The organism is Haloterrigena salina JCM 13891 (assembly GCF_000337495.1).
GTDB classification, from domain to species: Archaea; Halobacteriota; Halobacteria; order Halobacteriales; family Natrialbaceae; genus Haloterrigena; species Haloterrigena salina.
In genome coordinates, this window is record NZ_AOIS01000018.1 from 17,399 (window position 1) to 38,919 (window position 21,521).

At 66.3% G+C, this 21,521-nt stretch carries 19 protein-coding genes; 13 read left to right on the forward strand and 6 right to left on the reverse strand.

Features of this window, described 5'->3' with window-relative positions:
- Positions 1-62: 62 nt before the first annotated feature.
- Together C477_RS04805 and C477_RS04810 are read left to right on the forward strand one after the other, a co-directional pair.
- A complete protein-coding gene (locus C477_RS04805) occupies positions 63-308 on the forward strand; it encodes a ferredoxin (RefSeq protein ID WP_008893320.1) in 246 nt (81 codons plus the stop codon).
- A 335-nt stretch (positions 309-643) separates the two neighbouring features.
- Positions 644-1,753, forward strand: coding sequence for a carbohydrate-binding protein (locus C477_RS04810; protein WP_008893321.1), 1,110 nt, complete (start codon positions 644-646; stop codon positions 1,751-1,753).
- Positions 1,754-1,789: 36 nt separating this feature from the next.
- Here the strand turns inward: C477_RS04810 and C477_RS04815 are convergent, their stop codons facing one another.
- Entirely contained in the window at positions 1,790-2,446 is a 657-nt protein-coding gene (locus C477_RS04815) for a helix-turn-helix domain-containing protein (protein ID WP_049914279.1), read from the reverse strand.
- Between the two features lie 83 nt (positions 2,447-2,529).
- On the opposite strand from C477_RS04815, the gene C477_RS04820 reads away from it, so the two are divergent.
- Entirely contained in the window at positions 2,530-3,993 is a 1,464-nt protein-coding gene (locus C477_RS04820; RefSeq protein WP_008893323.1) for a cytochrome P450, read from the forward strand.
- Positions 3,994-4,011: 18 nt separating this feature from the next.
- On the opposite strand, the gene mdh is transcribed toward C477_RS04820, so the two are convergent.
- Complete coding sequence (gene mdh / locus C477_RS04825) at positions 4,012-4,926, reverse strand: malate dehydrogenase (RefSeq protein ID WP_008893324.1); 915 nt, start codon at positions 4,924-4,926, stop codon at positions 4,012-4,014.
- A gap of 311 nt (positions 4,927-5,237) precedes the next feature.
- Here mdh and C477_RS04830 point away from each other — a divergent pair, with 311 nt between their 5' ends.
- The 4 genes from C477_RS04830 (at position 5,238) to C477_RS04845 (ending at position 9,026) form a co-directional block, all read left to right on the forward strand.
- Positions 5,238-5,702, forward strand: coding sequence for a TIGR00725 family protein (locus C477_RS04830; RefSeq protein ID WP_008893325.1), 465 nt, complete (start codon positions 5,238-5,240; stop codon positions 5,700-5,702).
- Between the two features lie 52 nt (positions 5,703-5,754).
- Complete coding sequence (locus tag C477_RS04835; protein WP_008893326.1) at positions 5,755-6,549, forward strand: Sjogren's syndrome/scleroderma autoantigen 1 family protein; 795 nt, start codon at positions 5,755-5,757, stop codon at positions 6,547-6,549.
- Positions 6,550-6,805: 256 nt separating this feature from the next.
- On the forward strand, positions 6,806-7,951 hold the full coding sequence (locus C477_RS04840; RefSeq protein ID WP_008893327.1) for a multicopper oxidase domain-containing protein: 1,146 nt from the start codon (positions 6,806-6,808) through the stop codon (positions 7,949-7,951).
- A 220-nt stretch (positions 7,952-8,171) separates the two neighbouring features.
- Complete coding sequence (locus C477_RS04845; RefSeq protein WP_049914281.1) at positions 8,172-9,026, forward strand: phosphatase PAP2 family protein; 855 nt, start codon at positions 8,172-8,174, stop codon at positions 9,024-9,026.
- A 41-nt stretch (positions 9,027-9,067) separates the two neighbouring features.
- On the opposite strand, the gene C477_RS04850 is transcribed toward C477_RS04845, so the two are convergent.
- Positions 9,068-11,530 (reverse strand): DEAD/DEAH box helicase, encoded by a 2,463-nt coding sequence (locus C477_RS04850; RefSeq protein ID WP_008893329.1) that lies wholly within the window; start codon positions 11,528-11,530, stop codon positions 9,068-9,070.
- Between the two features lie 181 nt (positions 11,531-11,711).
- Between C477_RS04850 and C477_RS04855 the strand changes: the two genes are divergently transcribed.
- The 3 genes from C477_RS04855 to C477_RS04865 all read left to right on the forward strand — a co-directional run bounded on the left by C477_RS04855 (position 11,712) and on the right by C477_RS04865 (position 14,915).
- Positions 11,712-12,650: a M48 family metalloprotease gene (locus C477_RS04855; protein WP_008893330.1), complete on the forward strand. Its 939-nt coding sequence runs from the start codon at positions 11,712-11,714 to the stop codon at positions 12,648-12,650.
- A gap of 250 nt (positions 12,651-12,900) precedes the next feature.
- Entirely contained in the window at positions 12,901-13,386 is a 486-nt protein-coding gene (locus C477_RS04860; RefSeq protein WP_008893331.1) for a PH domain-containing protein, read from the forward strand.
- Complete coding sequence (locus C477_RS04865; RefSeq protein ID WP_008893332.1) at positions 13,383-14,915, forward strand: PH domain-containing protein; 1,533 nt, start codon at positions 13,383-13,385, stop codon at positions 14,913-14,915. Before C477_RS04860 ends, C477_RS04865 begins: the two co-directional genes overlap by 4 nt.
- Before the next feature lie 259 nt (positions 14,916-15,174).
- Here C477_RS04865 and C477_RS04870 read toward each other — a convergent pair whose 3' ends face one another.
- The 3 genes from C477_RS04870 to C477_RS04880 form a co-directional block, all read right to left on the reverse strand.
- Entirely contained in the window at positions 15,175-15,576 is a 402-nt protein-coding gene (locus C477_RS04870; protein ID WP_083870246.1) for a hypothetical protein, read from the reverse strand.
- A complete protein-coding gene (locus tag C477_RS04875) occupies positions 15,519-15,887 on the reverse strand; it encodes an ABC transporter permease (protein ID WP_008893334.1) in 369 nt (122 codons plus the stop codon). Before C477_RS04875 ends, C477_RS04870 begins: the two co-directional genes overlap by 58 nt.
- 245 nt (positions 15,888-16,132) lie before the next feature.
- Entirely contained in the window at positions 16,133-16,660 is a 528-nt protein-coding gene (locus tag C477_RS04880) for a hypothetical protein (protein ID WP_008893335.1), read from the reverse strand.
- Positions 16,661-17,076: 416 nt separating this feature from the next.
- On the opposite strand from C477_RS04880, the gene C477_RS04885 reads away from it, so the two are divergent.
- From C477_RS04885 to C477_RS04895, 3 genes are all read left to right on the forward strand, one after another.
- Complete coding sequence (locus C477_RS04885; RefSeq protein WP_049914285.1) at positions 17,077-17,766, forward strand: metallophosphoesterase family protein; 690 nt, start codon at positions 17,077-17,079, stop codon at positions 17,764-17,766.
- Positions 17,767-17,773: 7 nt separating this feature from the next.
- Positions 17,774-20,218, forward strand: a complete 2,445-nt coding sequence (gene ppk1, locus C477_RS04890) for a polyphosphate kinase 1 (protein ID WP_008893337.1) — start codon at positions 17,774-17,776, stop codon at positions 20,216-20,218.
- A gap of 63 nt (positions 20,219-20,281) precedes the next feature.
- Positions 20,282-20,788: a TspO/MBR family protein gene (locus C477_RS04895; RefSeq protein WP_008893338.1), complete on the forward strand. Its 507-nt coding sequence runs from the start codon at positions 20,282-20,284 to the stop codon at positions 20,786-20,788.
- The last annotated feature ends 733 nt before the right edge of the window (positions 20,789-21,521 follow it).

A 21,521-nucleotide genomic window follows, 5' to 3' on the forward strand; every position in this document is an offset into this window, starting at 1 on the left:
GATAACACTAAACGCATTTCCCGACCGCTACCGATTTACGACGATCGATCCAACTTCCACGCATGAAGGTCGAATTCGACGAGGACGTCTGTATCGGGATGTACCAGTGCGTCGCCGAGTGGAGCGAGTTCGAGAAGGACACGTCGAAGGGGAAAGCGGTCCTGAACGACTCTGAGGAGGTCGAGGACGGAATCTTCGTCCGCGAGGTCCCCGAGGGGTCGGAACTGGACGCGAAGTTCGCCGCTCGCACGTGTCCCGTCGACGCGATCAAGATCTACGACGACGACGGCGAGCAGTTGATCCCCTGACGGCCGCGTCCGACGAGCGCCACTCGCGTTGATAGCCCTCCTTCCGTTCGCACCGATCTCGAGTCACCGTTTCGAATCGTCAACCGCTCGCTCTCGCCGCACGCGATCGTCACCGATCGTCGACGAGTCGACCCGGAGATCGCTCGAGCGACCGTACCACGCATGCTCCGTCGTCAGTCGAGCGCGTTTCGACTACAGATACTATATTCCGGAACTAATATTTTGTCTATTTTTATTGTATTAATATGCGCCGTCGCCGATCGAACCCCGCTCGACGGGCGTCGAGACGTACGGTCGTTGACCGGGTTCGACGGCGATGGCGTGCGGAGAAATCTATGACACGAGAGATCGACGAGACCGACGAGACGAACCGCAACATCGAGACGACGGGCGCCCGGATTCCCGTCCGAAACTCCCGCCGACGCTTCCTGCAACTCGGGGCCGGCGCGCTCGCGGCGACGACACTCGGCGCTTCGAGCGTCGCCGCCCAGGACGCGGTCACCGAGGCGTGTGGCTCGTCCGATACCCTCGACGTCGGCGGCGGCGACTTCCTGCTCATCAACAACGAGTGGGGCGCCGACGTCGATATGTGCATCTGGGCCGCGGACGACGGGACCTACGGCTACGAGTGGGCGACCAGAACGGCCGGAGGCGACCCCAACTATCCCGAGGTACTCCTCGGCACCAAGCCGTGGGGGACCGAAAGCGGCGTCGACGCGTTCCCCGTCCCCCGCGGCGACGTCGACGAACTCGAGTTGACGTTCGACGTCGACGTCGCCATCGACGGCGAGAACTGGAACCTCGCCGAGGAGTGGTGGCTCATGGACGGCGAACCGAACCCGGACGGCCCGCACACCCACGAGATCATGCTGGTCTTAGACTGGGGCGACGAACACAGCCACGGCGATCCGGTCGCGCCGGGGGCTATCGAGGACGCTCACGGGAACGTCATCGACCACTGGATAAGCTACGACTCAGGCGGCACCGACGCGGACTTCCACATCTTCCGACTCGCCGATCCCACCACTTCGGGCACGGTCGACCTCACGGCCATCATGTCCTACGTCGAGACCGAAATCGGCGGCGTGAGCGACGACCTCCTGCTCAGCGGCATCGAAGTCGGCAACGAGTACTGGTCCGGGACGAGCGGCGACGTCACGTTCAACACCCTCGACGTCGCGATCAACGGGCGGACGTACTCGAGCGGTGACGGGTCGACGGTCGACGACGGAGACGGCGGCGACGGAGATAACGGCGATGGAGACGGCAGTGACGGAGACAACGGCGATGGCGGTGATCGCGACGTCCCCGCGTGGACTCCCGACGAGATCTACACCGCAGGCGACCGGGTGAGCCACGACGGCGTCGTCTGGGAAGCACAGTGGTGGACTCGCGGGCAGGAACCCCGCGACGAGGCGTGGTACGTCTGGCAGCGCGTCGAGTGACCGTCTACTCTGCGGCTGCGTGACGCCGGTTCGCTCTCACTCCCCCAGCGCCGCGTCGACCAGTTCCGACTCGACCGTCCGGAGCAGCGTCGACGCCGCGCTCTCCGAACAATCCAGTTCGGCGGCGACCTCGGCCAGCGACCCCGTTCGCGGAACGTCGAAGTAGCCCAGTTCGCGGGCCGTCTCCATCGCCTCGAACTGCCGCGCCGTCAGCCGGCCCGCCAGCGTCTCGCTGCGCCGTCGGTGAGCGCTCACGCGCTCGACGGTCACGCCGACGCCCTCGGGAAACCGCTCGAGCAGCCCCGCTAGCACCGCCGGTTCGCCGAGAACGGTGACGCGGACGGTTCCCGGCCCGGTGTAGACCATCGGTGGGACGATCACGACGCCCGCCTCGTCGAACGCGCCCATCAGGTTCGCGTCGGCCGCCCGGAGGTCCATCTCGGCGTAGCCGTAGAACGCGTCGTCGTCGATCGGCGTGGTCTCGAACCGGTGGACGACCGCCAGTCCGCGGGCCGTCTCGCGAATCTCCTCGCGATCGCCAACGAACACCGAGAGGAACCGAACGCGCTCGGTCTCGGGATCGACGCGCCACGAGAGCACCTCCTCGCGGTGGACATCGAGGTCGTCCCGCGAACTCGGAACGGGGAGCTGCATCCGCTCGGGCAGCCGAACCGTCAGGTCGGCCGATTGCACGAGCCGTCGTTTCGCATCGGACACATAAAGAAGTTCACTGCTTCGGGCGAACGACGACGTTATCGCCCCGCCTTCGATCGTATATGTCCGAGACGCGTTCGGGTCGACGCGACGGTGCGACGGACGGGACCGAGCGACCGGCGACCGGCGGCCTCCCGAGAGTCGAGGGGTTGCCGCTGCTCGGGAGTACGCTGTCGATCGGTCGCGATCCGCTCGGCTTCGTCGAATCGGCCCGCGAGCACGGCGACGTCGTCGGCTACGACGCTTTCGGGACCGACTTCGCGCTCGTGTTCGATCCCGACGCCGTCGAGACGGTACTGGTGTCGCGCGCCGACGAGTTCGCGAAAGGCGAGTTCGAAACCGGGTTCGGGGAACTCATCGCGCCCGACGGCGTGGCCTTTACCGAGGGCGAGCAGTGGCGCCGTCAGCGCCAGTTACTGCAGTCCTCGTTCACGCCGGCCCGAATCCAGTCGTACGCGACGGGGATGGTCGTGGAAGCCGGAGCGCTCGCGGATCGGTGGGACGACGGTGAAACGGTCAACCTCCGACGGGCCCTCTCGCACTACACGCTCCGCGTGCTCACGCGGACGTTGTTCGACCTCGAGTTCGGAGACGACCGTGCCGCGACCGTCAGACAGGCGACCGAGGCGATTTCCGCGTACGCGTCGCCCGAACAGCACGCCGTCCAGTCGGTACTACCCGCGTGGCTTCCGACGCCGACCGAACGCGAGTACGAGGCCGCGATGGCCGATCTGGAATCGCTCGTGACCGACCTGATCGCCCGACGCCGCGGGACGGACGCGGCGGGTGAGGACCTCCTCTCGCTGCTCGCCCGCGCCGAGTATCCCGACGGCGCGCGCCTCTCTCCCGCCGAAGTCCGGGACCAACTCGTCACCTTCCTGTTCGCCGGTCACGAGACGACGGCGACGGCACTGACGTTCGCGTGCTGGCTGCTCGCCGGCGATTCGACGGTTCGTGAGGAACTCGAGCGCGAACTCGCGGCCGTCTGCGATGGCGTCGATCCGACGGTCGCGGACCTCGAGGAACTGACGTACACCGAGGCGATCGCCAGGGAAGCGATGCGGCTCTATCCGCCCGTCGTCGGCGTCTACCGGGAACCGCAGGCGGCGACGACGCTGGCCGGCCGTCGGATTCCGGCCGGGACGACGCTCCAACTCTCGACGTACGGCATCCAGCGGGACGATCGCTGGTGGGACGACCCCGCGGCGTTCCGGCCCGAGCGCTGGCTCGCGAACGAGGATAGAACCGGATACATGGACGAAGGCGGAGACGGACCCGAGGGCCGCTCCATCGAGTCCGACCCGGACCGCCCCGAGTACGCCTACTTCCCTTTCGGCGGCGGACCGCGCCACTGTCTCGGGATGCGCTTTGCGATGACCGAACTGAAGCTGGCGCTGGCGACCGTCGCTCGGCGCGTCGCGTTCGACCGCGTCACCGACGCGCTCGATCCCTCGGTCGGCGTCACGCTCGACCCGGGTCCGCTCGAGGTCCGCGTTCGGCGACGAAATAAGCGGAAAACGGAGTAACTCGGCTGTCGACCGCGATTACGAGATCTTGTCGTACTGCTCGGAGAGCTTCTCGGCGGCCTCGCCGAGCTGGTTGCGCTCGTACTCGGTGAGGTCCCACTCGACGATCTCCTCGACGCCGTCCGAGCCGAGCTTGACGGGGACGCCGAAGGCGGCGTCCTCGTGGCCGTACTCGCCCTCGAGTTTGACGCTGCAGGGGAGCACCTCGCCGGTGTCGCGGACGATGGCCTCGACCGTGTGGCCGACGCCGGTCGCCGGACCCCACTGGGTCGCGCCCTTCTTCTCGATGACGTTCATCGCCGAGGTCTGGAGCTCCTCGAGCAGGTCGTCCTTCTCGTCCTCGTCGAACTCGGGGTCCTGTCCGTCGACTCGCACCTTGGAGAAGACGGGGACCTGGGCGTCGCCGTGCTCGCCGAGGATCGTCGCCTCGACGTTCTGGACCGGCGCGTCGAAGCGCTGGGAGATCACGTAGCGGAAGCGGGCGGAGTCGAGCCGACCGCCGAAGCCGATCACCTTCTCGCGGGCGCGGTCGCCCGTCTCGTAGAGGTGGCGGTTGAGCAGGTCGACGGGGTTCGACGTGGTGACGGTGATGAAGTCGTCGTTGTGCTCGGCGATCGAGGAGCCGATGTCCTCCATGATCGGCGCGTTGTCGCCGGCCAGATCGATCCGGGTCTGGCCCGGCTGGCGCGGGATGCCCGCGGTGATGACGACGACGTCCGAGCCGGCGGTGTCCTCGTAGCCGCCCTGCCGGATCGTCGTGTTCGAATCGTAGGCCGCGCCGTGGTTGACGTCGGCGGCCTGCCCGATCGTGTCGTCTTCCTTGTCCGGAATGTCCACCAGAACGAGCTCGTCGGCGATGTCCCGAAGCGCGATGTTGTACGCCGCAGCGGCCCCGACCGTGCCGGCCGCTCCGACTACGCTAACTTTCGTCATACCACGTAACTCTCTACCACGCTACGCGTTAAATCCGTCGGAAACGGCTTCGTTACCCGGTTCAACGAGTTGTATTTCGACGATTGTCGACTGCCACCGCACTCATTCCGTTGCGCCCCAGCGAATTACACGAACCAGCACATCCTGCGCCTTTACCGGGTTCGAATCCGACGTTCGTCGACCGACGGCCTCGAGCCATTCACGGTGTCGCCCCTCGAGCGCCTCGTCTCGAGGCCGACGAGCGCGGCAACGAACGCGACCGCCGAGGAGGAACCGAATCGATCATTGCCGATGCCCGCCGTCGGTCGGGTATGCGCGTCAGCGTCATCGGCGGCGGGGCGATCACGGACGAACAGGCGGCCCGCGCGGAAGCCGTCGGGCGGGAACTCGGGGCCCGCGGCCACACGGTCGTCTGCGGCGGCCGCGGCGGAACGATGGAAGCCGTCTGTCGCGGCGCGAAAGCTGAGGGCGCCACGACGATCGGAATCCTTCCGAGCGACCGCACCGCACAGGCCAATGACTATGTCGACGTCCCGATCGCGACGGGGCTCGGCCACGCCCGAAACGCGCTCGTCCCCATGAACGGCGACGCGGTGATCGCGCTCACCGGCGGCGTCGGGACCCTCTCGGAGATCGGCTTCGCGGGCATCTACGACCGACCCGTCGTCGGCCTCGAGACCCACGACGTCTCCGAGATCGACGTCGAGCTCGAGACCGTCGAAACCCCCGAAGCGGCCGTCGACGCGGTCGAGGCGGCACTCGAGGACCGCGCCTGAGCCCGGGGCAGCCTTCGCAGCTTTTTCGACGTTCCATCGTCTCTAGACGACCATGAGCGACTTCGACAAGGAAGCCGAGCGCGAGAAACTCCGGGAGAAGTACGAGCGCGACCAGGAGGAGCGACAGGCCACCCAGCGCATGAGCGATCTGCTGCTCAAGGGCGCGACGATGACTAACGCCCACTGCGGCACCTGCGGCGATCCCCTGTTCCAGATGGACGGCACCACCTTCTGCCCGAGCTGTCACGGCAACCCCGACGCCGTCGAGGGGACGCAACTCGAGGCTCAGTCGGCCGAGGAAGCTGCCGACGAGGCGGCCGACGGGACGGCCGCCGACCGCGAGCCGAGCCGTCAGGACTCGAGCCCGGCGGCCGGCGGTTCCGAGACGGTCGAGACGTCCGAAACGGACGCCCCGGCCCCGCGTCAGGACCGACAGCGCGGCCAGCAGGCGGGGAGTGCCGACGCGACCGAGACGGTTGACTCGAGTCCGGCGACCGACGAGAACGCGGCGGCCGAGCCGGGGGCCGCGAACGAAGAGCAACCGACCGCCACCGCCGCGGGCGATCGGCAGCCGTCGACCGCCCGCTCGGCGTCGACGCGCCCGACCGACGCCGACCGCGAGCGCTCCGCCCGATCGCCCGCCGACGACCGGCGATCGATCGACGGCGCCGGTACCGGCGGGGCCGCTCGGTCCACCGACGGCGACCTCGAGGCCGCCCGCGACTCGCTCGTCGCGGCCCTCGAGAAGTTCGCCGGGAACGCCGCGGCGACGGACGACCCCCGCTGCGCGAAGGAGTGTCTCGAGGCCGCCCGCGAGGCCGCCGAGACCCTCGAGACGCTGCGCTGACCGACGCTCTTCCCGCGGCGCGCCGTTCGAACGGACGGCGTCTCCATCATCGGTGCTGTCGGCCGTCGGGTCGCTCGATACCGTTTTCCGTCCTTCCAATCGCTCGAGTCGGTTCGCCGTAGTCGAACAGACGGCGAGTCGCGGTCGCGAGTGCTCTCTCCTATAACTGTTTCGGGGAACGTGTTCTCGGGACTTCCCGCCCGGTAAGAACGGGCTCGCCCCGTTATACGACGGCGCTTCATAGGGACAACTGTCTATGAACGATCGTATCGGCGCACCCGGATCCGGACTCTCGCGACGCGAACTGATGATCGCCACCGGCGGCGCGGCGGCCCTCGCCGGCTGTATGAGCCGCGGGCAGGGGGCGGATCCCGAGTCGTCGGACTCGAGCAGCGACGAGGAGGACGCGCCGTCCGACCTCCCGCAGACGAGCGCGCCCGAAGTCGTCCAGGTCGACGAGCAGGGCGGGAGTGTGACGCTGCGTTCGGTGACGGCCCGCCACCCCGTCCACCCGATGGATTCGATGGGGGGACCGATCGAACTCCCGCAGGTCTGGGCGTTTCAGGCCGACGACGGCGAGCCGAGCGTTCCCGGGCCGATCCTTCGGACGACGGAGGGGAACGATATGGAAGTCACGCTGGACAACACGGACGCCGGCCATCCCCACACCCTGCACTTCCACGGCGTGCGGAAGACGTGGGAGAACGACGGCGTCCCGACTACGACCGGAATCCGCGTCGATTCCGGCGAGAAACACACCTACACGATTCCGGCGAACGTCCCCGGGACGCACTTCTATCACTGCCACTACCAGACCCACCGCCACATCGACATGGGGATGTACGGGATCTTCCGCGTCGATCCGAAGGGGTACGAGCCCGCCGACAAGGAGTACTTCTTCACCCTCAAGGACTGGGACTCGCGGGTCAACCGGCAGATGGCCGGCGAGAACGTCGACTACAGTCCGCGCCAGCGAAACCCCGACGTGTTCACGATCAACGGAAAGAGCCTCCCGCGGACGCTCCATCCGGAGGAGGGGTCGCCCATCATCGTCGACCGCGGCGACACCGTCCGCCTTCACATGGTCAACGCGGGCTACATGTCCCACCCGATGCACACGCACAACCACCGGTACCGCCTCGTCGAGAAGGACGGCGGCCAGATTCCCGAAGCCGCCCAGTACGAACAGGACATCACCAACGTCGCGCCAGCCGAACGCCACACCATCGAGTTCGAGGCCGACGCCGATCCCGGCATCTACCTCATGCACTGTCACAAGGTCAACCACGCCATGAACGGCACCTCCTACCCCGGCGGGATGGTCAACGGCATCGTCTACCGCGACGCGATGAACACCGACGTCTTCGCGGATCTCATGGAGTACGCCGGCTACGAGGGGTGATCCGCCCGAGCGGGTGAGACGCGACGTCCCCGCGCCGGCGACGGTCGTGACAGCATCGATATCTACGGTTTCTCCGCCGATACCGACGAAAGGCGGCGATAAACGGATTTTCGAACCGTCGTCTCCCCTCGAGTGACCGCGAGTTTATACTTCGCTCGAGTAAATAGATATAAATACGCCAAAGCTATAGGATAGCTAGAATAACGAGGCCGATACGAACATGGCACTGGCAAATATGCTCCTCCTGACCAGCCTCGCCGTCCTGGCTGGACTGACGATGACGTGTTGTCTCTGTCTCGAGCGGCGGCAGGTCCGCCGAACCGTCGACGAATACGACCGCCGACTCCGGTCGATCGCCCCGTATCTCGGCGTCGCGGCGCTGTTCTTCCTGGCGAAGCGGGGGACCCACGAACAGAGCGTGAAGCTCTCGAAAGCGATCGACTGGGACATCACCGCCGAACTCTACGCCGTCGAAGGCGAGTTCGTCGCGCACCTCCAGGATATCGTCCCGGAGGCCACGCTCGAGTTCTTCTCGGTCATGTACATGTTCGGCTTCCCGTTCCTCTTGGTGACCGCGCCGATCCTCTACTTCGCGCTGTCCTCCCAGCGCCACCTCAAGGAGTTGCTCATCGCGTACGTGTTCAACTACCTGATCGGCGCGATCTGTTACACGCTGTTCATCGCGTACGGCCCGCGCAACCACCTGTCGACCGTCGACGGGCTCATGTACAGCTTCTATCCACAGACTCAGGACATGACGGCGGCGGTCTCGGCGAATACGGACGTGTTCCCGTCGCTGCACACGTCGCTGGCGGTCGTCGTCTTGCTGTTCGCCTGGCGGTCGCGCCGGGAGTACCCCCGCTGGCTCCCCATCTCGTCGTTCGTGGCCGCCAGCGTCGTCTTCTCGACGATGTACCTGGGGATCCACTGGTTGCTCGACGTCGTGGCCGGCATCGTCCTCGGCGTCGGGAGCGTCTACGCGGCCGAACGGATCGTCGCCCGCGCGGAGGGCGACGATCGCGTCACCGCTCCCGGCGAGCGCGACGAGGGTATCGCGTCCGACGCGAGCGACTGAGTCGAGGCCGACGCGAGCGCTTTCCCCCGACGGCCAACTGACTATCCCGTGTACTCGCTTCCGATCACTTCCCGGATCCGCTCGGCGGTCACCGCCCCGACGCCGTCGGCTTCCTGTAGCTCGTCTTCCGTCGCGATCATCACCGCCTCGACGGTGCCGAACTCCTCGAGTAGCGATCGCGCCGTCACGGGGCCGATCTCGGCGATCGAGGAGACGACGTACTCCTGCTGTTCGGCGAGCGTCTTGGACTGCTTCTCGCCGTGGACCGACACCTCCCGGTCGGCGGTCTCCTGCTCGCGGCCGGCGATCACCGCCAGCAGCTCGGTCGTCTCCCCTTCGCCCTCCGTCCGGAGGACGCTCGCGCCGAAGTCGACGGCCAGACTCGAGAGCGCGCCCCGAACCGCGTTCGGGTGGACGTCCCGCTGTTCGTAGAGGCCGTCGCCCTCGACGATCACGATCGGCCGGGAGTAGTGGCGGGCCATCGCGCCGACCTGCTCGAAGACCGACCGGTCGCCGCCGACCAGCGAGTCGACGAAGTCCGCGACGGACTTGCGCTCGACGACGACCCGGTCCGAACAGACGTAGTCGCCGACGTCGAGCGTCTCGAGGCGGACCTCGATCTCCTCGCGTCTCGAGAGGTCCCGCGCGATGTTGGCGTCCATCTCGCGTTGGTCCGCGACGACCTCGATCGCGTCGCCCTCGGCGTGGGGTTCGTGGGTTTCGACCTCGCCTTCCGCAGCGTCGTCGCTCCCATTGTCCCCGTCGACATCGTCTTCGGCTCCGTCGTCGCCCGCGAACTCCCGGAGACCGGGCTGTGACGAAACCCCCCCGCTTCCACTGGAAGAATCGCCGACGGCGTCGGGGTTTTCGCTGCGACCGTCCACTTTCACTTCGCTTTCCGGAGCGTCGTCGTCGAAATCCGTCAGCGCCTGCTGGGAGTCGTCTAACTCCTCCTCGAGGTCGTCGGCGACCCCCTTCAGGTCGCGCAGCTCCGACTCCATCTCCTTCTCGCGGCGCCGCGAGATCCAGAAGTAGGCCTCGTCGCGGGTGTCCTCGGCCATCAGGACGACGACTCGACCCTCGGACTGGCGGCCGGTTCGGCCCTTGCGCTGGATCGAACGGATTGCGGTGGGGACGGGTTCGTAGAAGAGCACGAGGTCGACCTCCGGCACGTCCAGTCCCTCCTCGGCGACTGAGGTGGAGACGAGCACCTCGAACTCGCCGCCGCGGAACTGGTCGAGCACGTCCTGCTGCTCTTTCTGGGTCATCCCGTCGCTCCCCTCGCGGTCGCCTTGGCCGACGAACCGCTTGGCGTCGAAGCTCTCGGAGAGAAAGTCAGTCAACGCTTCCGCGGTGTCTCGGGACTCGGTGAAGACGATGACGCGCTCGCCGCCCTCGAGGCCGAGCGTCTCGGCGAGCAGCATCCGAGTCTTGCGGTACTTGGGATGGAGCTGATCGAAGCTCTCTGCCTTGCGCATGGCCTCGCGGACGCGCGGATCAGAGACCAGCCGCTGGCTGGCCTTCGAGGCGCCCGACGAGCGGGCCTGGTTGCGCTGGCGGTCGAAGTACCGACAGACGGCCTCGACGCTCTGGGTTTCGACGAGCGTCACGGCCTGCCGGAGCTTCATGATTTCCGCGTGGATGGACATCCCCTCGAACCCCTCCGACTGATCGTTGTTGATCAGTTTCTGGAGTTCGGCGCGCATCCGGTTCAGGTCCTTCTGGGACTGGTCGGGCTGGGTCGAGGACGCGACGCCCAGTTCCTTCAGCTTCTCGAGGCGCTCCTTGATGACCTCGTTCAGTCCGTCTCGGATCTCGATGACCTCCTCGGGGAGGTCGATGCGTTCCCACTCGACGTCGGTGTCGTGGGTGAACTCGTCGACGTCGGCGTCCTCCTCGGTCATCACCTCGACCTCCCGGAGGCCGAGGTTTTCACAGACCTCGAGGATGGCCTCCTCGTCGCCGCCGGGCGAGGCCGACATGCCAGTCACCAGCGGGTCCTGCGCGTCGGCGTGGTAGCGCTCGGCGATGTAGTTGTAGGCGTAGTCGCCGGTCGCGCGGTGGCACTCGTCGAAGGTGATGTGGGTCACGTCGGAAAGCGAGATCCGACTGCCGACGAGGTCGTTCTCGATCACCTGCGGGGTCGCCATCACGACCGTCGCCTCCTCCCACATCGCGGCGCGATCGTCGGGGCTGACGTCGCCCGTAAACACGACGATCTCCCCGTCGGGGATCTGCAGCGCCTCGCGGTAGAAATCGGCGTGTTGCTGGACGAGGGGTTTCGTCGGCGCGAGCATCAGCGACTTCCCGCCGACCTCCTCGAGGCGGCGCGCGGTGACGAGCAGGCTCACCGTCGTCTTCCCCAGCCCCGTTGGGAGACAGACGAGCGTGTGATGGTTCGCGGCCGTCCCCGCGAGCTTTAGCTGGTAGAGTCGTCGTTCTAGAAAGTCGGGCTCGAGAAGCGGATGCTCGATCGAGGGCGGTTCCTCGTCCTGTGCTGCCATTGCCGGCGATTCGACGCGCCCGCGGTTAAGCGTTGAGAAAGCGCGGTGAAAGTGAACCCGGTCGTTCCCGATGAACTCGCGTCACGCCCACACTAGTTAGTAATCCATCACCACTGCCCTTTTGACAAACCGTCTCGAGATATCGATTATGCCCTCCACGGTACGCAGATTACAAGTACGGATGGTCGCTTCGATCGTCGGCTTGCTGCTCGTCGCGGTCGCACTCTTCGTCGGCGTGTGGGCGATGTGTTACGGCGCCTTCTTCCTGATCGGGAGCACGCATCCCGCTTTGATCGCCGCCGGTATCACGGCCGCAATTGTCGTCGCGATCGGTTATCTCGAGTACGGATACCTCGAGACGATCGAGCGACTCTCCGACGCGCGTCCGGTCGATCGCGAGATGGCCCCGGAGTTGTACCAAACAGCGACTCGCGTCGCTGCGCAATTAGACGTGCCACCGCCGACGATCGCCGTCTCGGAGCGCGACGCGCCCGAGGCGTTGGCCGTCGGCTTCCGGCCGACGAACGTCCGTCTGGTGCTTTCACGCGGAACGATCGAGACGCTCGAGCGGCCGGACGAACTCGAAGCGGTGATCGCCCACGAACTGGCACACGTCAAAAACCGAGACGCGATGGTGATGACGGTCGTTTCCCTCCCCGTCGTTCTCGCGGCCGGATTGCGATCGCGACTCGCACGGATCGACCACCCCGGAATCGTCGCAGCCGTGTTCCTCCTGTTTTTGGCGAACGCCGTGTGGCTCGTCGGACGACTGCTCACGGCCCACCTCTCCAGAGCCAGGGAACGCGCCGCGGACCGGGCCGCCGCGGAGGTGACCGGCTCTCCCGCCGCCCTCGCCAGCGCGCTCTCCCGTTTGGACCGGGAAATTTCCGAGACGCCCGAGCGCGACCTCCGGGACGCGTCGGCCGTCTCTTCGCTCTCGATCCTGCCGCTGGAGCCGGCGGACCCCGAAACGGTTATGCTCGGTCCCGAAGGCGACACCGAGCCGTCGTACTGGTGGCTCCGAAAGCGACTCCGCCGGCTCGAGCGACGGTTCTTCGGCACGCACCCGCCGACGACCGACCGACTCGAGGCGCTCTCGAGGTTCCAGCGGGAATCGTAACTCGGTCGCCGGTCGGACGTTCGCGGTCGGCCTGCTCAACGACACTGAAGCACCGTCGTCGCTGGAGTTATCGAAACCCATCGATCGAGGGCGGGAAGACTCACTGTGTCGTTGCTGTCGAGTGAACTCGAGGCCGTCGATGGACGGCCTGAGAGAACTGCATCGTCACACACGGTCGCCGCTCGAGTCTCGCTGTCGAGTCATCCAGATCATGTGTTTTTAACTACACGACGTGCGGACCCTCTATGAGATGACTGAGCCCTCGAGTCGGTCCCCCGCCGAATCGCCGACGAACCGAGTACACTCCCGCATACGGATCGTCTGGGCGATCAAGTGGCTGCTGGTCGGCGTCGCCGCGGCGGTCGTCGGGACGGTCGTCCTCTCGGACTCGCCCCTCGAGCGGCCCCTCCTCGCCGTCGCGGCGGCGAGTCCCGTCGTCGGCATCCTGCTGGCAGTCGTCCGCTACCGCCGGTTCCGATACGCGGTCACCGACGACGGCGTCTACGTGCGCCGCGGGCTGGTCACCGTCAACGAGACGGTCGTGCCCGCCGCGAGCATCCAGCAGGTCGACGTCGACGAACCGCTCCTCTCGAGGCCGTTCGGCCTCGTCTCCGTCCGGCTCTACACCGCGGGAACGTTCGGCGGGCGGGTCGCGATCCCTGGACTCGAGTCGGAGGCCGCCACCGATCTCGCGGATCGACTCGACCGCCTCGCCAGAGGTGAGTCCGACGTATGAGTTCGCCCACGAGTTTGAAGCCGGATCTCCGCTCCGTTCCGGTCAGAGCGCTCGAGAACGTCGACGTCACGACGGTCGCGCTGCTCGCGGTGATGCTGACGGTGCTCGGCGACGGATCGGCGTCCGGAATCGACGCGGTCGTCTCGGGGATGGTGACGCTGGTGCTGATCGCCGTCTGCTTGGGAGGCTTCAACCTCGTCATTCAGGCCGTCGAGTGGTGGCACTACGAACTCACCCTCGAGGAGGAGTCGCTCGTCGTTCGTTCCGGAATTCTCCGTCCCAAACGCCGAACGATCCCCTTCTCTCGGATACAGCAGTCGACGGTCTCGACGACGACGGTGAGCCGCCCGTTCGGGCTCGCCGCCCTCGAGTGCGAGACCGCCGGCAACCCCGACGAGTCCGACCTCTCGGTGCGGTACCTCGAGCGGGCCGACGCCGAGGACCTCCAGCGGCGAATCCAGTCGACCGCAGACGTCGATGTGACGTCCGCCGAGCCGCCGGACCGCCGTCGCGTCTTCACGCTTCGACCGCGGGAACTCGCGCTGTACGGCGTGGCTCGAGCCCATCCCAAGACAGTGCTGCTGGCCGTACTGGCGTGGATCGGAGCGCACTATTTCGACCCGGACCCGATAACGGACCTGCGATCGACCGCTATCGAGGTCCTCGAGGATCTCTTGCCGCTGTCGCCGGTGGTCGTGCTGGGGCTCGTCGCCCTCGCCGGCTGGGTCGCCGGCGTCGTCCTTGCGATCGAACACACGGCCCGATTCCGCCTCTCCGCCGGCGAGGGCTCGTTCCGGCGACAGCACGGTCTCTTCCGGACGACCGACGCGGACGTCTCGAGCGATCGGATCCAGATCGCTCGCGTTCGATCAAATCCGATCCATCGGGCGCTGGGGCTGGCACAGACCGATATCGGCACCGCCGGACTCTCCGACCCCGCTCCGTTCGGGCTGAAGTGGCCGTTGGCACCGCTCGCTCGGCGCGACGTCGCGTGGGGCCTCGTCGAGCGGGCGGTCGGGGTCGATCGATCGGCGGTCCGGCTTCAATCCCTCCCCGACCGTGCGCGTCGGCGATACGTCGTCAGGTACGCGCTCGGGGTCGTCGCTCTGGCCGTTGGGACAGTGATCGCCCAGCGATTCGTCCCGTCGACTCGAGTGATTCCCCTTCCGCTCTTCGCCCTCCTGCTCGCGCTCACGCCGCTCGCGGGCCACGTGACGTGGAGCCATCGCGGCTACGCTCTGCTTGAGGACTACGTCGTCGTCCGGCGCGGCTTCTGGACGCGTCGAACGTACGTCGTCCCGACTGACACCGTCCAGAACCTCACCGTCTCGCAGAGCCCGTTCCAGCGACGCGTCAACCTCGTGTCGGTCCGCCTCGACGTCGCGTCGATGCCGTTCCTCCCCGGTGTCCCGCTGCCCGACGTCGACGCGTCGGTCGGCGGCAGACTTCAGGACCGACTGCTCGAGGACGATTCCGAGGACGATTCCACTGAGACGGCGATAAAGGGCAATGACGGCCCGAACGACTGATCTCTGGGCGTCTCGTCGGGCGACCGTTGTCGTCGAGACGACAGGCAACTGGCCCGCGAAGTGACGATATCCACGTGACTATCGAGACGTCGCTGGTTCCCTCGAGCGCACTATTCGCGACAGTATCCCGACGAACGAGCCCCATCACAGTTCGGTGCGGCTGAACCGCCAGTAGCCAACCGTCAACGGGAGTCCGAGCGAGAGTACGAGTACGACGACCCCGAACCAGTGTTCGAGACAGATCAGGATATCGCCGCCGTTACTGACGGCCCACTGAGGCGCCGTCGACGTCGCCGTCACCGAGCGATCTGACCGCGTTAACGATGTCCTCGCTGACGGCCCGGAGTTGGAAGCGCAAGACGAACGCCTCGGCGTAACCGTCGACGAGGCGGAACCGCTTGTTGATCGCGGAAAACAGCAGGTCCCGAATGTACATGAGGAAGAAGGCGGCAAATCCGCCGGTGCTCGCGGTCGTTTCTGATTCCGTCATCGCCGACACGCTGTGGCCGATGACGACGTAGATGACGCCAACGCACAACGTCGCGACTAGCACGCTCGCGAACGGAAACGGACCGAAACCGTCGACGCCGACGAACAGTAGCACTAGTACCGGCAGATAGCCGACGAGGACCGCCGTCGTGAAGACGGCCAGCCGGGCCAGGAGCTTCCCGACGTAGACCTCGAGACGCGAGTGATCGGGGCGAGGAGGACGATACTGGTTCCCAGTGACCGCTCACGGGCAATCGATTTGGTGCTCACCAGCAGCGCCGCTGCGGGGGCGAGGAACATCGTCACGGAGACCGAGGAAAGCACTACCGTAACCGGAAGGTCGTCGGCGATGCTGATGTCTCTGGTCACGTCTAACAGCGTCGTACCGCCCAGAAACAACACGAACAACCCGATCAACGCCCACAACTCTCTCGAGCGGACGGCGTCGCGGAAGTCCTTCTTCGCGACGGCGAGCGAACTCATGGAGTCACCTCGAACACAGGAGGACCATTAATATTGTCACTATATAGTAGTTAAAATATTTATAAGTATATTGGAATTTATCCATCGTGCGGTCCAGCGACCGCCCGTCGTGGTCGGCGACGCCTCGAGTGGACGCCCCGACACGGTGCGGGTGCCGCGCCGGAGTTCCGTTCTCGCTCCGGCCGCGGAGATCGTCCCGCGGGGTCATCTCGACCGCTCCCTCGTGGCGATACTGCGCGAGCGGTTCAGTCCGCGACCGCGTCGACCGACGAGGTATCCTTCGAGGTCGTTTCAATCGGTATTGAGGGACTGCTACACGAGATATCGGCTCGACGCGTGGCGATCGCCGCTCGGAACACCTGCGCGAGTCGCCGAACTCGCTGTACCGAATACGATCCGTCCGTTCGGCCCCGCCGGTCGCTCGATTCCCGGGCGCGGACCGCCTCAACGAGCGGGACGATCCCGAGGAGCCGTGACAGCAGGCGTCGAAGCCGATCGCCCGCCGATTCTCGAGTCGGTTCCCGTTCGTCCGTCGGATCGACGTCCTCGGTCGTAGTTCGTTTCTCCCGTTCGACGTACCCCTCGAGTCGCGCCCGAACGGTCTCCAGTTCGCGGCGCGTGAGCTCGTCCGTCGGCTCGACGCCCGCGATATCGACCAGCAGGTCGCGATGTGGCTCGAGCGAGAGTCGCCACACGCCGTCCTCGGCGTCGAGCCCCTCGACCGGCGGCGGCATCCGTTCCTCGTTAACTCGAATCTTGAGTTCCCCTCCCATGAGTCGTCAAAGTATACTGACTAATATATATTTAATACTTTGGGTAATAGCTGTACGTTCGAAAACGTATTTTCGGAGTCCGCGTTCGAAATCCGCGGGTCGCTGCGGCCGGTTTCGCTACCGATCGCGCTCGCCGTTCCACTGGGGAGAGTACCGAGTTGGTCGCCGGTCAGGTTGGCGACCCGACGCGAATCCGTTGGGTGGGCCCGCTTCGGCCGTTTCGAGCGCCGTTTCAACCGTTCTCTCTCGCCGTCGGAGTACGTACTCCGGAACGCCCGCCGGCCCTTCCCAGTCCGGAAGTTGACTCGGATTCTTTCTGTGACCGGATATGATGGACTATATACTGGTACGTACTGCAACATATGCAAAATATAACGTCTTATCTCTGATTTTTCGAAGCTTTTGGTAGGAAACTCGTGACGATTGCTCCATCAGTTGCCGACGACGAGGTATCGTTCGACCATCAGCGTCTCGACGCCGACTCCTACGACGACGTCTACGTGATCGGCGACGTCCACGGCTGTCTCGACTCCCTCGAGCGACTGCTCTCGACGCTCGAGTTCGGCCCGAACGACCTCGGCGTGTTCGTCGGCGATCTGGTCCGGAAGGGGCCGGAGAGCAAGGCGGTCCTCGAGCGGGTTCGGGACTCGCCGCGGCTGCGGTCGGTCCGGGGGAACAACGAGCAGAAATTCCTCGACGACGAGGCCGACCTCGAGGCGCTCGAACCGGCCGATTACCGGTACCTCGAGTCGCTACCGACCGCCATCTCGTGGGACGACCACCTCGTCGTCCACGGCGGCGTCGATCCCGCGCGGTCGCTCTCGGAGCACTCGGATCGAGACCTGCTGACGATGCGGAGTCCGAACGGCGACGGCTACGACGGCCCGTTCTGGTTCGACGAGTACGCGGGCCCGCTGCGGGTCTTTTTCGGCCACACCGTGCTCGACGAGCCCGTCGAACGCGAGTGGGCCGTCGGCCTCGATACGGGCTGTGTCTACGGCGGTCGGCTCACGGCCTACGACCTCCGCGGCGAGCGGTTCGTGAGCGTCTCGACGCCCGAGCACCAGCCGCGCCCGGACGAGAAGTTCGCCGAACCTGCGGAGTGAGATTGGGATGAAGGGGGATGACACGTCCGAATCCGACCGAGCGAAGCAGTGGAATCGACCGACCGAACGATCGAACCGCACGAACCGCACGAACCGAGACGACGACGTGCCGACCGCTCGAGCGATGAGCGACGGCGGTTCGTCGGCGGACGACGCCGACGCGACGGCCGAAGAGGAAGCCGATGACGACGCGGCGCTCGCGTACGGCGGGGATGCCGACGACGCGCCCGCCGCTGACCCCGGCGACGGGACCGGGTCCGCCACCGACGACTCCGCGCCGACCAACGCCGTTCCCGCCGACACGCTGTCGGTCGACGAGGCGACCGTCGCGGACGCCGCGGCGGCGACCGACGTGGCCTCGGGAGCGGGCGGCGCCCGGGCCGAGTCCGTCGACCTCTCGGATCCGCGCTACTACCTCAACCGCGAACACAGCGTCCTCGAATTCCAGCGTCGCGTCCTCCACGAGGCCATGGACGAGAAGAACCCGCTACTCGAGCGGGTGAAATTCCTCGCGATCTTCACGACCAACGTCGACGAGTTCATCCGCAAACGCGTCGGGGGGCTCAAACAGCAGATCGCCGCGGGCATCACCGAGGAGACGCCCGACGGCCGCACGCCCCGCGAGCAGTGGCGCGAGGTCCTGGACGAGGCCCGCTCGCTGCTCGAGCGCCAGGGTCGCTGCTACCGGGAGGAGATCCGACCCGCCCTCGACGAGGAAGGGATCCACATCGTCGATTACGACGAGCTCTCGACCGCCGAGCAACGAGAGGTTCGGAACTACTTCGAGAGTTCGGTCCTGCCGACCCTGACGCCGCTGACGTTCGATCCGGCCCACCCCTTCCCGTTCATCTCGAACCAGAGCCTTTCCCTCGGCGTCCTGACCCGCGAACGACCCGGCGCCGATCTCACCTTTTCGCGGGTGAAGATCCCGCGCAACCAGGTCCGGTTCGTCCAGCTCGGCGAGGACGACCGCTACGTGCTCCTCGAGGACATCGTCCGAGCGAACCTCGACCTGCTGTTTCCGGACGTCGAAGTGGTCGACACGGCCCTGTTCCGGGTGACGCGAAACGCCGAGGTCCGCCGCGACGAAGAGGTCGCCGAGGACCTCATCGAGATGATCGAGGAGGTTCTGGAGGAGCGCCGGTTCGCCACCGTCGTCCGCCTCGAGATCGAACGCGACGCCCCCGAGAAGATCCTCGAGATCCTCAGGCGCGAACTCGAACTCGACGAGCGCGAGGTGTTCCACCTCGACGGCCCGCTCGACTACCGGGACTTCTTCGAACTGGCCGCCCTCGACCGGCCGGAACTGCAGTTGCCCGACTGGACGCCCCAGCCGCACCCGCGGCTTGGCACCCGCGAGGACGGCCGCCCCATCTTCGACGTGATCCGCGACCGCGACGTCCTCGTCCACCACCCCTACCACGCATTCGAGGACACCGTCCAGCGGTTCTTAGAAGAGGCGGCCAACGATCCTGACGTGCTGGCGATCAAGGCGGCGATCTACCGCACGGCCAGCGACTCGAAGATCATCGAGACGCTCATCGAGGCCGCCCGCAACGGGAAACAGGTCGCGGTTATGGTCGAGCTGAAGGCCCGCTTCGACGAGGAGAACAACCTCGAGTGGGCGAAGAAACTCGAGGAGGCGGGGATCCACGTCGCCTACGGGACGATCGGCTACAAGACCCACACGAAGACCTCGCTGGTCGTCCGGGAGGAAGAGGACGGCGTCCAGCTGTACTCCCACATCGGCACCGGCAACTACCACTCCGAGACGGCCAAGCAGTACGAGGATCTCGGCCTGCTGACCGCCGACCCCGACATCGGACAGGACCTCGTGCGCGTGTTCAACTACTTCACGGGCCACTCGATGCACCGCGACTACCGCAAACTGCTCGTCGCTCCCGGAAACATGCGCGAGCGGTTCGTCGACCTCGTTCGGACGGTCGCCCAGCGCGCCCGCGACGGCGAGGACGCCCGCATCGTCGCCAAGATGAACCGGTTAGAGGATCCACAGCTCGTCCGCGAACTCTACCGCGCGTCGATGGCCGGCGTCGACATCGACCTCGTCGTTCGCGACATCTGTCGGCTCCGGCCCGGACTCGAGGACGTCAGCGAGAACATCGCCGTCCACAGCGTCGTCGGCCGGTTCCTCGAGCACTCGCGGATCTTCTACTTCCGGGCGGGCGACGAGGACTGCTACTACACCGGCTCGGCTGACTGGATGACCCGGAACCTCGACAACCGCGTCGAGGCGGTCACCCCGATCGAGGATCCGCGCCTCCAGTCCCGGCTCGACGAAATCCTCGAAACGCTCCTCCAGGACACCCGAAACCGATGGGTGATGCAATCGGACGGCACCTACGAGCGGTGCCGGGAGCGGGTCGACGAGGCGACGACGGACGTCCACGCGACATTCATGGAATCGGCTCGAGAACAGACGACGCGACACTGACCGGCGCGTCGGCCCGCGACGTAGCTGCAATACTGCTATCCGTATTCGCGGCCTACGTCCCCCATGGCCGCCGCGCTCGCTCGCTTCGCCCGTCGGCTCCCCGACCGCAGGCCGCTGCTCCGCGCCGTCGGATTCGTACTGCTGGTGAACGTCGTCGGCGGTCTCCCGGGGCTCCTCTCGTCACCGGACACCGACTGGTTCCAACGCCTCGAGAAGCCGTGGTTCTATCCGCCGTCGGTCGCGTTTCCGATCGTCTGGACGGCGCTGTTTACGCTGCTCGGTATCGCGTTGTGGCTGATCTGGCGCAGCGAGAGCGCCGGCCGGCGGTTCGCGCTCGGCCTGTTCGTCCTCCAGATGGCGTGCAACGTCGCCTGGACGCCCGCGTTCTTCGCGCTCGAGGCGCCACTGCTCGCTCTCGGGATCATTCTCACCCTCTGGACGCTCGTCGCCGCGACGATCGTCGCGTTTCGACGGGTCGATCGCCGCGCCGCGGCGCTGCTCGCGCCGTATCTCCTCTGGGTCTCCTTCGCGGCGGTCCTCAATTTCGAACTCTGGCGCGCGAACGCCTAACGGGTGCGACTTTCGTCCGCCTTCGAAAACTGATAAACCACCGTGTACTTTTCAATAGCTTTGATGTTCTCGAAACCATGACTGAGTGGACCACGACGCGGCGCGGAGTGGTCGTCGCCGCCGGCGTCGGCCTCGCCGGCTGTCTCGGGAGCAGCGACGACGACGGCGGGAACGGGAATTCGAACGAGAACGGCGACGACGGAACGGAGGACTCGACCGAACGGGTCAACGGCGTCCCGGCGGGGGACATCGAGGCTCGCCGGGAGCAGATGCCCGATCCGGGCGTCGCGGTCGACTGGTCGACTGCGCGGGAGTTTCGCAAGTGGCTGTTCGACGACGGCAACGAGAGCAACGGCCGGTTCGACTACACGGCGGACCTGCCGCCCGCAGAGGACGTCAACTCTCCCGTCATCGAGGTGCTCGACGTCTATCCGGACCAGGTCGATGCGCTCGTCAGCCAGGGGACGACGCAGGTCGTCCTCGGCCAGTTCGACGCCGACGCACTCGAGACGCAACTCGCGGAGTCGGACCGGTACGAGGTCGCCGATGAGTACGGCGGCTACGCCGTCGCCGACGGCACCGACGACGAAACGTCCGCGGGACCGATCGCCGTCGGGGACGACGCGCTCGTCCTGGGCTCCGGCTACGAGAACCCGATCGACGCCAGACACGGCGACCGCGACCGACTCGAGGACGTCGACCCGTGGATGACGCACCTGTTCGAGACGCTGCC

Excerpts from the sequence above, each read along its gene's own strand:
- C477_RS04805 (WP_008893320.1), top strand. The coding sequence starts at position 63 with ATGAAGGTCGAATTCGACGAGGACGTCTGTATCGGGATGTACCAGTGC.
- C477_RS04810 (WP_008893321.1), top strand. The coding sequence starts at position 644 with ATGACACGAGAGATCGACGAGACCGACGAGACGAACCGCAACATCGAG.
- C477_RS04820 (WP_008893323.1), top strand. The coding sequence starts at position 2,530 with ATGTCCGAGACGCGTTCGGGTCGACGCGACGGTGCGACGGACGGGACC.
- mdh (WP_008893324.1), bottom strand. The coding sequence starts at position 4,926 with ATGACGAAAGTTAGCGTAGTCGGAGCGGCCGGCACGGTCGGGGCCGCT.
- C477_RS04830 (WP_008893325.1), top strand. The coding sequence starts at position 5,238 with ATGCGCGTCAGCGTCATCGGCGGCGGGGCGATCACGGACGAACAGGCG.
- C477_RS04835 (WP_008893326.1), top strand. The coding sequence starts at position 5,755 with ATGAGCGACTTCGACAAGGAAGCCGAGCGCGAGAAACTCCGGGAGAAG.
- C477_RS04840 (WP_008893327.1), top strand. The coding sequence starts at position 6,806 with ATGAACGATCGTATCGGCGCACCCGGATCCGGACTCTCGCGACGCGAA.
- C477_RS04845 (WP_049914281.1), top strand. The coding sequence starts at position 8,172 with ATGGCACTGGCAAATATGCTCCTCCTGACCAGCCTCGCCGTCCTGGCT.
- C477_RS04850 (WP_008893329.1), bottom strand. The coding sequence starts at position 11,530 with ATGGCAGCACAGGACGAGGAACCGCCCTCGATCGAGCATCCGCTTCTC.
- C477_RS04855 (WP_008893330.1), top strand. The coding sequence starts at position 11,712 with ATGGTCGCTTCGATCGTCGGCTTGCTGCTCGTCGCGGTCGCACTCTTC.
- C477_RS04860 (WP_008893331.1), top strand. The coding sequence starts at position 12,901 with ATGACTGAGCCCTCGAGTCGGTCCCCCGCCGAATCGCCGACGAACCGA.
- C477_RS04865 (WP_008893332.1), top strand. The coding sequence starts at position 13,383 with ATGAGTTCGCCCACGAGTTTGAAGCCGGATCTCCGCTCCGTTCCGGTC.
- C477_RS04875 (WP_008893334.1), bottom strand. The coding sequence starts at position 15,887 with ATGAGTTCGCTCGCCGTCGCGAAGAAGGACTTCCGCGACGCCGTCCGC.
- C477_RS04880 (WP_008893335.1), bottom strand. The coding sequence starts at position 16,660 with ATGGGAGGGGAACTCAAGATTCGAGTTAACGAGGAACGGATGCCGCCG.
- ppk1 (WP_008893337.1), top strand. The coding sequence starts at position 17,774 with ATGAAGGGGGATGACACGTCCGAATCCGACCGAGCGAAGCAGTGGAAT.
- C477_RS04895 (WP_008893338.1), top strand. The coding sequence starts at position 20,282 with ATGGCCGCCGCGCTCGCTCGCTTCGCCCGTCGGCTCCCCGACCGCAGG.